The 13,345-nt window shown below is 36.2% G+C and carries 9 protein-coding genes and 1 pseudogene; 9 read left to right on the top strand and 1 reads right to left on the bottom strand.

Annotated features, from left to right (window positions below):
• Nucleotides 1–353: 353 nt before the first annotated feature.
• From B371_RS0118480 to B371_RS22125, 9 genes and pseudogenes are all read left to right on the top strand, one after another.
• Nucleotides 354–4,223: an AAA domain-containing protein gene (locus B371_RS0118480; RefSeq protein ID WP_192811915.1), complete on the top strand. Its 3,870-nt coding sequence runs from the start codon at nucleotides 354–356 to the stop codon at nucleotides 4,221–4,223.
• A 4-nt stretch (nucleotides 4,224–4,227) separates the two neighbouring features.
• Nucleotides 4,228–5,001: a hypothetical protein gene (locus tag B371_RS0118475; RefSeq protein ID WP_019415806.1), complete on the top strand. Its 774-nt coding sequence runs from the start codon at nucleotides 4,228–4,230 to the stop codon at nucleotides 4,999–5,001.
• 238 nt (nucleotides 5,002–5,239) lie between these two features.
• On the top strand, nucleotides 5,240–6,412 hold the full coding sequence (locus B371_RS0118470) for an iron-containing alcohol dehydrogenase (protein ID WP_019415805.1): 1,173 nt from the start codon (nucleotides 5,240–5,242) through the stop codon (nucleotides 6,410–6,412).
• A gap of 312 nt (nucleotides 6,413–6,724) precedes the next feature.
• Nucleotides 6,725–6,994 (top strand): Ada metal-binding domain-containing protein, encoded by a 270-nt coding sequence (locus B371_RS0118465; protein ID WP_019415804.1) that lies wholly within the window; start codon nucleotides 6,725–6,727, stop codon nucleotides 6,992–6,994.
• A 598-nt stretch (nucleotides 6,995–7,592) separates the two neighbouring features.
• Nucleotides 7,593–7,997 (top strand): thioesterase family protein, encoded by a 405-nt coding sequence (locus B371_RS0118460; protein ID WP_026023128.1) that lies wholly within the window; start codon nucleotides 7,593–7,595, stop codon nucleotides 7,995–7,997.
• 753 nt (nucleotides 7,998–8,750) lie between these two features.
• The gene (locus B371_RS24320) at nucleotides 8,751–8,885 is read left to right on the top strand and encodes a hypothetical protein (RefSeq protein ID WP_019415802.1); all 135 of its coding nucleotides are present in this window, start codon (nucleotides 8,751–8,753) and stop codon (nucleotides 8,883–8,885) included.
• Between the two features lie 5 nt (nucleotides 8,886–8,890).
• Nucleotides 8,891–9,931 carry a cation:dicarboxylate symporter family transporter gene (locus tag B371_RS22130; protein WP_019415801.1) on the top strand — a complete coding sequence of 347 codons (1,041 nt, stop codon included), beginning with the start codon at nucleotides 8,891–8,893 and terminating at the stop codon, nucleotides 9,929–9,931.
• Between the two features lie 29 nt (nucleotides 9,932–9,960).
• Nucleotides 9,961–10,998 carry a GntG family PLP-dependent aldolase gene (locus tag B371_RS0118450; protein ID WP_019415800.1) on the top strand — a complete coding sequence of 346 codons (1,038 nt, stop codon included), beginning with the start codon at nucleotides 9,961–9,963 and terminating at the stop codon, nucleotides 10,996–10,998.
• Nucleotides 10,999–11,282: 284 nt separating this feature from the next.
• Nucleotides 11,283–11,737 (top strand): annotated as a pseudogene (locus B371_RS22125) (GNAT family N-acetyltransferase).
• Between the two features lie 148 nt (nucleotides 11,738–11,885).
• Here the strand turns inward: B371_RS22125 and B371_RS0118440 are convergent.
• Nucleotides 11,886–12,758: a DMT family transporter gene (locus B371_RS0118440; RefSeq protein WP_019415798.1), complete on the bottom strand. Its 873-nt coding sequence runs from the start codon at nucleotides 12,756–12,758 to the stop codon at nucleotides 11,886–11,888.
• Nucleotides 12,759–13,345: the final 587 nt, after the last annotated feature.

The raw sequence follows: 13,345 nt of genomic DNA, 5'->3' as shown, positions 1-13,345 counted from the left end.
ATTAAAATAATAAACATTCCTAGAACACAAAGCGAAAAAATTCTAACCGTCCTATAAGTACTTTTATAATTTGTTCATAAGTAATAAATGCCATTACAAAACCTGCTATAACGTTAAGTATGGATTACATCTAACTATAATTATTGTTAATCACATTTTATACAATGGCTAATTAAATGTAATGTATAAGTAACAGTATTAATCATTATTAGAAGAAGGGAATCCTTAATTCCCTAGCGTCACCATTAAAAGCAAGTAATTATAATATTATGTTTACAGTTATTTAGAAATGTATTATCGATTTGATGGCTGTTATCCTTTACAATAAGAAGATGAGTTTGGAATGGTTGGAGATGAATAAGGCAGTGAATGTGAATACTAAAGTTAACGTGATGCGTTGTAATCTTTCGGTGGCACACCGGTTAAAGAAAAATAAGCCTCAAGTTACGGGAGAACTGTATGGTTTGTTGCAGTCGTCTCCCGTTTTTGATGTCCATATGGAAAGACTAACTGATGGTCAGACAAATCAAAAGCGTGTGGCATTATATGTGGAACCAGCGAAGGAAACCGATAGTAAAGCGCAGGGCATGCAAGTGATGGAGTGTGAGTGGACTGGGAATGGACTTGAAGTGGTTCACTACTATGTGACGAAGAAGCGTCTTCATTTAGGGAATAATCGGCATAAGCATATGAAGATGTCGTTTGATCAAAGAGGTCTTGTGTCATCAGAAATGACGCTTTCTCTTTACGGCCTTATACAATCCCTTCCGATTGCGTCGGAACGTTCTGAGTATGTAAAGAAACGAATTACAGGCTGGGAAGCATACTTACGTGTAATGGAAAGAAACGCAGATGTGGAAAAACTTGAAATTAGTGTGAGAAGTGCTCGATTGAGTCAAGATTTTCGTAAAGTTACTTTTGAATTGCAGAAGTTACCCAATGGTTTCGATAAGTTTTACGGGAAGTCTACTGTACGACTAGCCCCTATAAATCAAAACCTTGGTAAAGTCGTCCAAGTTCAAATGGGCAAGCGAATAATTGACGTGGAACTCGAGAGGGATTTGCAGGAAAAAGCAAGAGAAGGCAAGTGGAAAGTCCCTAGTAACGGGAAACTAGCTTTTGATAATATTGCAGAATTGACGCAAATTAACCGCTTGAAAGAAGGATTCAAAAGACTTGAGAACGGCTGGGCAGTTAATCCAAACCTAGAAAGAATACTATTTGAGAATCGTCCACCCATTAGGAAAGCCAAAATTCCTATTGGGTTAGAATTTAAACAAAACCTGAACGAATTTCAAAGACAAGCCGTAGAAGGTGCGATTGGCGCTCAAGATTTATATGTTATTCAAGGACCTCCTGGAACCGGTAAGACCACGGTGATCTCTGAGATTTGCTATCAAAATGCGAAAATGGGGTTGAAAACGCTCGTTGCGTCACAATCCAATTTGGCTGTAGATAATGCGCTTGGAAAATTGCTGACAGATAAAGAAATAAGAATTTTGCGGATTGGTCGAAGTGAAAGCATCGAGGAGGAAGGCCAACGCTTTGTAGAGGAACAAGTGGCTTTGTACTGGAAAGAACAGACCCTTTCTTCTATCCAAACACATGTGAACAAGTTTGAAACAAATGGTCCAGCTATTCAAGCTGCTATCGATAAGACAAAAGAAACGCTTGAAAAGCTTTTGGCTGAAAGAACTGCTCTCGAGTTACAGTTAACAGAGAAGCAGGAAGCCAAGATTGAGCTAGATCACTTAGAACTTGAGAAGACAACTCTTCAGTCTCACGTGGAAGAGTTATCTCGAGACAAAGACCAGCAAATGGACCAAATGAAGACTGCTAGTGAGCATTTGGTAGGTGTTCAAATCAACTATGAAAAGGCAATAGAACAAGTGGAACTCTTTTCTGGCACTGGTAAGTTTTCAGAGATACAGGAACAAATTCATACTGAAATCGAGGAACTTGAGAATCGACTGAAATATATAGATACAGAATTCACCCTCACGGATAAAAAAATTGAACGTCAGGGATTGATTGGTAAAATCAAGTCCATTAGTTCAAAACAAGTAGCAATGCAAGAAGGTGTCCAACAACTTGAAACCGTCAAAAAGCTAGCTGAGTTAAGAGAGTTAATGGGGGATGAATCATGGACATATCTGGGTGAAGTGTTGTCATTAATTCGTCAATTGGAGAAGCAACAGTTTGATTATATGCGGTTAAATCCAGTATTTCAAGGTTCGCCTGAAGTGGATGCAACATTGATAAAAGCCATTAATTATGCCGAGGAGAAACTCAACGCACATCAATACAACATGAAAATGTTATCGAAGAAAATTAGTATGAATCCACTGCTTGAAACATCGGAAGTGTCGGACCCTCACGCGACTAAAGTTGTGAATGCCTTTCGGGAATACGCCAAAAAAATGCATGGTTTTAGTGAACCTATGAGTCATGGGGATCGGCAAACGCTTTCTTCATATTATGAAAATATGATGAGCTTTAAACAAACTAGGGACTCGGTCCAGCGCAACCGAAGCGTGGGTACTAGTAGTGGGAATGAACGATTAAAACAGGAAATATTACAGACGTTTGAGGCGCTGAAAGAAGCAGTTGGAAAGGCTATGTTACAACGTATTAGCGACCTGAGTGAAGAAATGATTCCTTTTAAAACTAGTCTTGTTACTATGGATGCTGAAATCTCTGAATGGGAAGTTATGATAAAGGATTTAAGCAAGACTTTACACAGCAACAGCGGTTTTGAAACGGAATTCGAGCTTAAAAGAATGCTTGCTGAAAAACAACAGTTATTGTTAGAGATGGGAACAGAAGAATTCTATGTTGATGCATTGGTTTGTTCCATGAACGTTGAAAAAGAAGAAGTGTTAAAGCTACAACGTGAAATAAATAAACTTCAGGAAAGCCTTCAACAACTAAATCAACAAATGACAAATGAAGATGTAAATAAAGACGCGTTAATAGCGAAAATGTCAAAACTTGCAGCTATTGTGGCGATTGATGTTGAACACCTACTGAAACAGGCCAATACCACATATGAGGACACTACTTTGCAATTGGGTGAGTTGAAACGAAATGAAACATTTCTTGCTGTATCAAATGACATTCGCTTGGAATGGAAGGGGATGTTGGAACAATCGACAGCCTATGATTTAGAAGAAATCAAGAAATTGTATATCCAGTATGCAAATGTAATTGGTGTTACTTGCTCAATTTCGGCGAGTAAAGATTTTGTTAAACAATATCCTGATTTTGACGTTGTTATTATTGATGAAGTATCAAAAGCAACACCACCGGAATTGTTGTTACCAATGTTAAAAGGGAAGAAAATTATATTGGTCGGCGATCATCACCAACTTCCACCTTTAGTTGGACAGGACACGATGGATGAGGTGCTAGAGGACATAAAAGACACAACAGAGAAAGCAGAATTAAAGTCTATTTTGAAAGAGTCTATTTTTGAACGTTTGTTTAAGGATTTACCCGATGGCAGTAAAGCGACACTACGTATCCAATACCGGATGCATGAACACATCATGGAAACGATTAATCCTTTTTACCGCGAAAAGAATTACGGACTGGCTTGTGGACTGACCAATTCAGATATCGAGCGGGATCACTTGCTCGATGGTAAGCTATTCGCTCGCGGTCAACATATTCTTTGGTACGACATGCCAAACGAACAAGGCTTTTTGGAGGAGCGAGAACAACATAGTCGTAGCTTTTATAATGCAGCTGAATTGAAACAAATACGTGAATTATTGGTGGATCTGGACCAGGCCACTGCAGCGGCGAAAAGAGAAGGTCGTTTGGAACAGCATGTAAAGAAAAAAGTAGGCATTATCAGTTTTTACGGGGAACAAGTGAAGAAAGTGAACCGGCTACTCAGTCAAGAACTTGACCTTTCGCATCTTCATTGCAGAACTGGTACGGTAGATAAATTCCAAGGGATGGAGATGGACGTCATTATTCTGAGCTTCGTTCGTAATCATCTTCAGCCTGACGGGAATATTGGTTTCTTGAAGGATTATCGAAGATTGAACGTAGCTTTATCTCGTGCACGTGAACTTCTTATGATTGTCGGTAGTGTAGACATGTTCACTAAAAAAGCACACGGGGAATCTCAAAAGGAAATGTTCCGTCACGTTCTGAATGTAGTGAAGCAACACGAAGGACTAAAACAATTAGAAACAAGTGTAGGCAGGAAGTGATGTTATGAGCAAGAATTCAAGAATCGAGGAAGAAGTCTCTAAAGTGGCTGAGAGTTTTCTCGAACAACCGCATCTCCGTTTACTTGGAAGAGAGAATTGTGTATATCCACTTCAACTAGTGGAAGTAGAGATGAAAACGGTAGTTCGGAGTCAAATGGATGTACTGATGAAAATGATTCTGAAGATTTTGGAGCTGTTGGAAGTCAAACAGGCAAGTGAAATCAGTGAATTATTGGCAGTTGAAGTTATCTTCGTTGAGCATATGCTGGAGTTGATGAAGAAAAATAAGATGATTAAGAGGATAGAAACTACTTATCGACTAACTAGTAGTGGTTTGGAGCAATTAAAACAAGGTACATTTGCCCATGATCTAATGGAAGAACAAGTAAAACTGTCTTATAGCCCTTATCATAAAGAAGTAATGAAACGTGAGTACGGTCAAAATGTATTGGATGAGGACAACGAAATATTGGATATTCCATTTGACAATCAATCAGATATCATGGAACTACATGACTCACATGTCAGACAATTAATTGAGGACTCAGGCTACGAGTTTTTAGTTGAAAATGGTCAAAAACTAATTGAGGAAATAGATTCAATTGAAGTGAAAGAAACCTTGCGAGTAGTGTGCTTTGAATTTCATTTGCATGATCAAACTGAAGATACTGTGTTTATAAGAGTCTGGAATACGTGGACTGGTCAATTCGATGTGAAATTTGAAGACGAACTCAATCAGAAGAAAGCTAGGAAGTTGAGGGAGAAATACTTAAAGTAGGTGGAAAATTTCAACCTAATTTGTAAGTATGGTTTTGTAGATGTAATGAAAAAACTAGATATAGATATCTTATAGAAGTTAATCACATTATTTGTTTATGTGATTAACTTCTTTTATATGAATGTGAAGTTTTCAGCTACCTTGACTCTGCCCCTTAAGTGATTCTTGAGCATTTTAAAGGGAAACAAAGGAAGTTTATATGACATTGTCGAATACATAGGGAGAAAAGGGGGATATGATGAAATCTTTTATTTCACCTAAAAATATATATTATGGAATTAATTCTATTGATCAGTTGAACATCATATTAGAAGAAGAAAAGTCACAACATGTGTTTCTAGTAACGGATCCGGGTATTTTGGAACTGGGTATCATTCAACCACTAATTACGATCATTCAAGAGAAAAATATTCAAATGACCATCTATTCTAAAATTGAACCAGAACCTTCAACCTTGTTAGGTAATGAAATTTTGAGAGCTATTCGTGAGAGTGATGCGGATTTACTTATTGGGGTTGGTGGTGGTAGCTCATTAGATTTAGCGAAGACCGCTGCTGTTCTGGTCGATAATCCAGGCGATATCGAAGATTATCTCAATCTTACAGGAACGAATAAAATAACTAAAAAAGGGTTAACAAAAGTCATGATTCCTACTACTGCAGGAACAGGGGCTGAAGTGACGGATATTGCTGTATTTAGTACAGGAAATACTAAAGATGTCATTACGCACAAGTATATGGTTGCTGATTATGTCATAGTAGATCCAACATTAACCTATTCACTTCCGAGTAGAATAACCGCTGCAAGCGGAGTAGATGCTTTTACACATGCGATTGAAGCATACACATCAGTAAATGCCTCACCAATGACCAATTCATTTGCATTAAGTGCCATTAATAGAATTCAAGATTCAATTAGAACCGCAGTTTGGAATGGGCGAGACATAAAGGCGAGAGAGGAAATGTCACTGGCAAGTTTAGAAGCGGGACTAAGTTTTTACAATGCGGGTGTGGCAGGAGTTCATGCTCTTGCATATCCACTTGGTGGGCTGTTTAAAATCCCTCATGGCGAGTCAAATGCAGTATTACTTCCTTATGTGTATAGCGAAATTTGGGCATCTTGCATTCCACAATTAGTAGATGTTGCAACAGCAATAGGCCTGCCAATTGTGAATAAATCGGATAGAGAAATAGCCCTCTCCGTGGTGAATGCATTATTTGATTTAGTACAAGATGTAGGATTGCCAAATAGCTTGCAAGCCTTTGGGATTCAGGAAAGTGACCTGGAAATATTAACTGACAATGCATTGAAACAAACAAGATTATTAGGAAGAAGTCCAAAACCTTTAGGTAAGAATGAAATTTATAGAATTTATGAAAATGCGTATAATGGCAAGCTACCTATGGTTTAAGACCCGTTAGTCAGTAAGACAGTATTGCTAGGATTTATGCATATGTAAAGTTAATTGATGAATATGTTGAATTGGAAAAAAATCAATATCCTGTATCCACACTGGGAACACAAAAACGGAGAAACCCTATTAAATTTAAGAGAAATACATTCACGACATCCAGTACCTAAGTAAACAATACAATAAGGAACAAACCGTAACAGATGAAGACTCGGTGAAAGAATTAGAACACATTGATCAACCTGTATGCACATGATCACAAATTGCCAAGATTATCTTAGACATAAATAAAATCACAAAGGATGAAATGCATTGAAAACATATTCTCTACTAGATTCCAATAATAACCCCTTTGAATGTTTGGAAAAAGGTTTGTTTGGTGGAAACAAAAAGTTAAAGATTTATGGGAAATTAAATTGTAAATCAGCCTTAAGTTACATTGAAAAAGGTCATTACATTACTAATAGAGTGTTTTTTAAAGACGAAACTACTGCTATAGATGCGGGTTATAGACCTTGTGGTAAATGCATGAAAGAAGAGTACGATGTTTGGAAAAATAATAAATTAAAGGCGATAAAATAAATAAATAAAAAAATACACCTGAATCGATTTAATAATAAAAATTCTAGCAATAAAACCCGAACAAAGTTGATTTTCGCTTCATGCGGACGCTTTCCGTGGGGCACGACTTCAATCTCCTCGTCACTGTGTTCCTGCGGGGCTTTCAGTTCGCGCTATTCCCACAGGAGTCGCCGCACTGCGCTACAATCAATCGATACCTTATTAAAATGAACGGATAATTAATGTGAAAACCAATTAAATGTTCGTAATTATTATCGAATTGAGAAGTTATGAAATTGACTCACCTACTGAACAGTTTGGAAGATAAATTGATAGGAATTTGTTTATAGTAAAGGTTGTGTAGGTTTGCCAAATAGCTTGCAAGCCTTCGGAATTCAGGAGAGTGACTTAAATTCATTAACTGAGAGTGCCGTTAAACAAACCAGATTATTAGGTAGAAGTCCTAAGCCTTTAGGAATAAACGAAATTTATAGAATTTATGAAAATGCTTATCATGGCAAGCTACCTAGTTTTTAACAACCGATAATTGATAAGGACAGTGCACGGTAGTGCTGATAAATTCACGAATATGCAAAAGTAATATAAGGAGGAAATGGATATATTTACGACTATGATAGACCCAAGAGTGTCTGAAACGGATGGAGTAGGACATATCAATAATACAACGCTACCTGTTTGGTTAGAGGCAGGACGACTTGAGCTTTTTGAATTGTTTACTCCGGACCATGATTTCAAAAAGTGGAAAATGATTATTTTAAAAACAACAGTAGAATATACAGCTATGATCTATTTTGGTCATCGAGTAGAAATCAAGTGTTGGATCAAAAGATTAGGTAATTCAAGTCTTGAACTCTATGAAGAAGTATGGCAAAAAGGAATACTTTGTGCGAAAGCGGAGACAATCTATGTGAACTTTGATTCAGTAAATCAAAAATCAGAGCCTATTCCATCCCATATCCGAGAAATACTAACACAACATTTGTTAGAAGAGACTGTAGGGTAACGGGAGCAAAGTGATTTATCTTTGAATCAAATTTTGGGTATTACCTTTCATATAAATCTAAATAACCGAAGTTCAGTAAACTGAACTTCGGTTATTTAATTGAAAGAGAAAGTATCCTACCCAATTCTGCAGATATAGAGTTATCTCACATTACATTTGCAGTCAAAGATTTAGAAACAACTTCAGCAAGATGGTCGGAACTATTTAATTTAAAAATTAGCAAAATGTATAAAGACGAGGAACTAAATGCATAGTATAGAACTTTAAAAATCCCCGGTGGGAACCCTGTATTTAGTAGTCCCATTGGAAATGGAGTAGTTTCAGATGTGATTGAAAAGCAAGGAGAAAAAACATTTCAAGTCAATTTTACTAGTAAGAAAAACGAAATATTGTTTGAAATGTTTGGCGGTAGATATAGAATCAAGAAATGTTAATACTGTAGCTCTATAAGATCCATTTTAGTTTCTATTATTGATGTAATCTTGAAGAAAAGTATTTGAATTCTAATAGCGTAAAGTGAGAAGTGGGAGATACCAGAAATAATTATATTTACCAATTATATTGAAAATCCAGTAGCTATTAGGTTACTGGATTTTTGTTTTATAGATGTAACTTATCATACAAATAATGTAATTTAGTTTTATTGATTTCTCATGACATAAATTAGCTGATGAATAAATACTATATTATTGTAGACATGAGAGACGAGTTCGCTATGTGAAGAGATTTTAAAATTTAGATAGGAGGAAATATATGAAATTTGGTCTAATTCCCAAATTGTTACTTGGTCTTGGTGTTGGTATTATAATAGGTTTTTATGGGCCTGATTGGATGATTCGTTTCACAGAAACAGGAAACATGTTGTTAGGGAATCTCATTAAATTCTAATTCCTTTGATTATTTTTGCATTTGTTGCAGCGAGTATCGCTGAGTTTTCTTCAAAAGCAGGAAAGTTATTAAGCTTCACAATTGGTATATCATATTTGGATACGGTTATTGCTTGTATGCTGGCTGCAGCGGCGGCTTATGTTATCGTTCCAAGTTTTGCATTACAAGCTAATCAAGCAGTAGAAGCTGCTACTATTGGCGCTCCTTTTGTTGAAATAGGAATTCCGCCAATTATGGGTATAATTTCTGCGCTTGTTTTAGCAATTATTGTTGGAATGGCCTCATCCTGGGGAGAATCAAAAATTCTCTCAGGTGCTGTAATTGAATTTAGAAATATGATTGAACACGTCATTAAAGGATTTATTGTTCCGGCTATACCAATTTTTATTGCTTGTATATTTGCAGGCTTATCTGCAAAAGGGGAACTTTTTGGAACAATGTCTGTGTTTGGAAAAATGCTAGTATTAATTCTTATTTTACAAGTGGTTTGGTTATTTATTGAATATCTTGTTGCTGGAATAGTGTCAAAGCAAAACCCGTTGATAATGTTTAAAGCAATGATCCCTGCTTACCTCACTGCTATGGGTACTATGTCAAGTGCGGTTACTATGCCAGTATCACTCAAACAAGCCCGTACCGTTCCTTTTATCAATAAAAAAATTGCGGATTTTGTTATGCCGCTTTGTGCAAACGTGCATCTTTCAGGTGCAGCTATGACTTTGACGATTAGCGCGATTACTGTTTCGCTATTAACAAAAGGAAGTTTACCTTCTGTTGCTCTCATTATCTCGTTTATTCTTATTTTAGGGGTTATTGAAGTAGGAGCTGTTGGAGTGCCAGGGGGATCTGCATTAGCGGCAATTGGGATTTTGCAGTCAACTCTCGGTTTTGGTGAAGCCGAAATCGGACTTATGCTAGCCTTATTCATGATACAAGATAGCTTTGGCACAGCAACCAACATTTCAGGTGATGGAGCCATTGCAATGATTGTGAATCGATTCTTTGGTAAAGAAGATGATGAGGAAGCTACAATTAAAGAAAAATAAGTAGCTCATATGGAGGAAGTGATACAATAATGTTCGGATATATTGACCTAAGAAGTGATACTGTTACATTACCTAACCCCCAAATGATGGAGGCCATTGCCAATGCTTCGCTTGGTGACGATATCATGGGTGAAGATGCGACAGTGAATGAACTACAAAGAAGAGCGTCCGAACTTCTTGGGATGGAAGAAGCCCTACTAGTTATTTCTGGGACAATGGCAAACCAAGTAGCCATAATGGGTTTAGCCCAGAGAGGACAGGAAATTATTGTTGGTCTTGATTCTCATATTTTTAATTTAGAAGGGGCAGCTATGGCAGCGGTAGCTCAAGTGCAAGCAAGGCCTATCAATGTTCAAAATGGCTATTACAATCCAGAAGAGATAGAGACATTATTATCTTCTGGCGATATACAAAAAGCAAAAACTGCATTAATTTCCTTGGAAAACACTTACAACTTAAATGAAGGGCAAATAGTGTCAATTGATAATATGAAAGACATCAAACAACTTGCTGAAATCCACAATATACCCGTCTACTTGGATGGTGCTCGTATTTTTAATGCTGCAGTTGAATTGGGTTTAAAACCATCAGAATTATGCAGACATGTTGATGCAGTTCAATTTTGTTTAACTAAAGGACTAGGTTGTCCACTTGGTTCTATCCTTGCAGGTTCTAAAGAGTTTATTAATGAAGCTAAAATGAATCGTCAAAGGCTAGGTGGAGGAATGAGGCAAGCGGGCATCATCGCTGCACCAGGACTCTACGCATTAGATCATATGATTGACCGTTTAATAGATGACAATAAAAAAGCGTATAAGTTTGCGCAAAAACTCTCTATTATTGAAGGTATAACAATTAATATGAAAAATGTTCAAACAAATATTATTTCTTTGAATATCACTAGAGAAGAAATGGATGCTGAAAAGCTTACTTCTCTCTTGAAAGAAAAGAAAATAAAAGTAAAGAATATTGGAAAGAAAAGAATTAGAATGATTGTTCATTATTTAATTTCAGAAGAGGATTTGGAATTTGTTTATCACAATATCAAGAAAATTGTGGAGCAATAGTACGCATTAACTTATAAAATTAACCGCCCGATTTTATAGAGTGACGATTACTTTTTTGATATTGAGTGTACTGTTGATCTCTAGCAGGAGAAGAGAAATTTTAGTTTTAAAGACATATAATATAATTAGTAAGCTTGAAATAAACTGTTAATTCATAGGCGATAGTTATTAAAGGAGGCGTTCATTATGACATGCAAAAAAATTTTTATCATTAATGATTACAAGGGGATAACGCCTAATTAATAAATTGGTTAGTGTTTCCCCGGAATTTGAAAGGGTAAATTATGACGACAAAGAATGTGGGAATTGTAGAATTAAATGCTGAAAACTGGTATGAATGCTGTGAACTAGAAGTATCAGAAGAACAAGAAGAATACATTGAGCCAAACGCTATATCAATTGCTCAATCAAAATTTGAACCTACATTAAAGCCATACGCTATTTATGCTGAAGAAAAAGTGGTTGGCTTTTTGATGTACAACACTGTTCCAGAAGAACTTGATGCCTATTGGATATATAGAATAATGGTTGATAAGCAATACCAAGGAGAAGGTATAGGTAAAGCTGCAACTAAACTCATGTTGTCAGAGATGGTACATTCCTAGGGGCTAAAAAAATTGTTGTAGGTTATCAACCAGATAATATGGGCGCCCATAATTTGTACGAGAGTTTGGGGTTCATTGATAATGGTGATAGATTCGGAAAAGAAATGGCAGTTATAAAACATATAGCTGAGTAACCAGACTAGTATAATAGAAGAAGGACCATTTATTTGGTCCTTTTTCTATTGATGAAATATCAACCTTATTGTTTATCAAATCCTTGTATTTTCTAACAAGTTTCACTTCAAATAGTTATTTGAGAAATTAATATGAAAGAATCAGGAATTATAGTAATTTATTCTTCTTTGAAAATGTCCAGTTTACAAAGAAAATCCCGATGAAAATGAGAAGTCCTCCTAAATAAACAGTCCATTCTACAACTTCATTCAAAAATAACCACCCTGTTAAAGTCCCGAAAAAGGGAGCCAAGAAGAGGAATGCGCTGGTCTTGCCAGGATCACTTTCACTCAATAAATAAAACCATACGGCAAATTGAACGATAGAAGCCATAATCGCGAGCCATAAGATGATCGAGATAGAGTTCGTATTCATAATCAATTTGGGTGTCTCAAGTGTTACGCCCATTATTAATAGTAGAATACCGCCAAAAAGCATCTGATAAGCAGTTAACACCCAGATATTGAAACGACTTCCCCACTTTTTTATTAAGATGGTGGCAATTGACCAAAAGAAAGCAGCTCCTAGTCCGAATAAGGTTCCTGTATTTAATTGTAAATGAAACCCTAGCGTAATGAATACACCGATAAACCCCGTAAAGACTCCAATCCATTGGAGGGCTCGATATCGAATTCCAAGGAATATAGTTCCTAAAATAACAACTATCAAAGGATTACTAAATGTTAATATGGAAGATTCTCCAGCAGTAATGGTTCTTAAACTTAGAAATATACAGCCCATTACGCCTGCAGTCTGAAAGAGACCAATTACAAATATCCTAGACCAATCATGTAGGGATCGAGGAAGAGGTTTCTTAATGACTAATAGAAAAAGAGCCATCAAAACCCCGGCAATTGTAAATCGAATACCAACGAGAAGAAGAGGGGACACATAGGCTAAACCAATCTTACCGATAGTAAAAGAAGAACCCATTAGAAAAGTGGTAATGACAACTAATATTCCATAAAGTATAGGATTCATATATAGTAAACTCCCGACCTTTTAAGCTATCATATCATAATGAGATAAGACCATTATTATTCTAACTCGCATTAAAATTCCCCGGCAAACATCCGTGTTTGTAGCAGGATTTTCTTACATGATTGTTGAATGTAAAATATAACATGACAGGAACCAAGTGATGATACTTATCTATGTCTAGAACCAAGCACCGGTGTTGAAATAAATGGCGCCTTGCACTTTTCTTTGAAACAAAGAAAGTATATAAAATTAGTGAGTCATGAATCCAGTGTTCATGGTGCTTTTATTGAATGTAGATTAACATGCTAAAATGGAATATCTTTGTGATTCTCGTTAATTCAATTAATGTGAAGTCGTAATTTCCATTTTTAGAAACGGAAGTCTCATCTTAGTCGAAGTGAACTTTGTTCAGTATATATTCTATTTTAGTAATTTTTGAATTGTACATAATAAATTGGCCTATCTAAATATAGTGGGGGGACTTTCGTTTTACAAGATAGGACGTTTTTAATTTTTAAAACTATATTGTTATCACTGTTGTTTAAAAGGAGAATGATTGTAGTGAAAGGTGGCGACTCCAGCGGAAA

This window comes from Paenisporosarcina sp. TG20 (assembly GCF_000286315.1).
In the GTDB taxonomy this organism is placed as follows: domain Bacteria; phylum Bacillota; class Bacilli; order Bacillales_A; family Planococcaceae; genus Paenisporosarcina.
Note: the sequence above shows the minus strand (reverse complement) of the source record. Positions and strands in the feature narration are given on the sequence as shown.

Excerpts from the sequence above, each read along its gene's own strand:
- B371_RS0118450 (WP_019415800.1), top strand. The coding sequence starts at position 9,961 with ATGTTCGGATATATTGACCTAAGAAGTGATACTGTTACATTACCTAAC.
- B371_RS0118475 (WP_019415806.1), top strand. The coding sequence starts at position 4,228 with ATGAGCAAGAATTCAAGAATCGAGGAAGAAGTCTCTAAAGTGGCTGAG.
- B371_RS0118470 (WP_019415805.1), top strand. The coding sequence starts at position 5,240 with ATGAAATCTTTTATTTCACCTAAAAATATATATTATGGAATTAATTCT.
- B371_RS0118480 (WP_192811915.1), top strand. The coding sequence starts at position 354 with ATGAATAAGGCAGTGAATGTGAATACTAAAGTTAACGTGATGCGTTGT.
- B371_RS0118440 (WP_019415798.1), bottom strand. The coding sequence starts at position 12,758 with ATGAATCCTATACTTTATGGAATATTAGTTGTCATTACCACTTTTCTA.
- B371_RS24320 (WP_019415802.1), top strand. The coding sequence starts at position 8,751 with ATGAAATTTGGTCTAATTCCCAAATTGTTACTTGGTCTTGGTGTTGGT.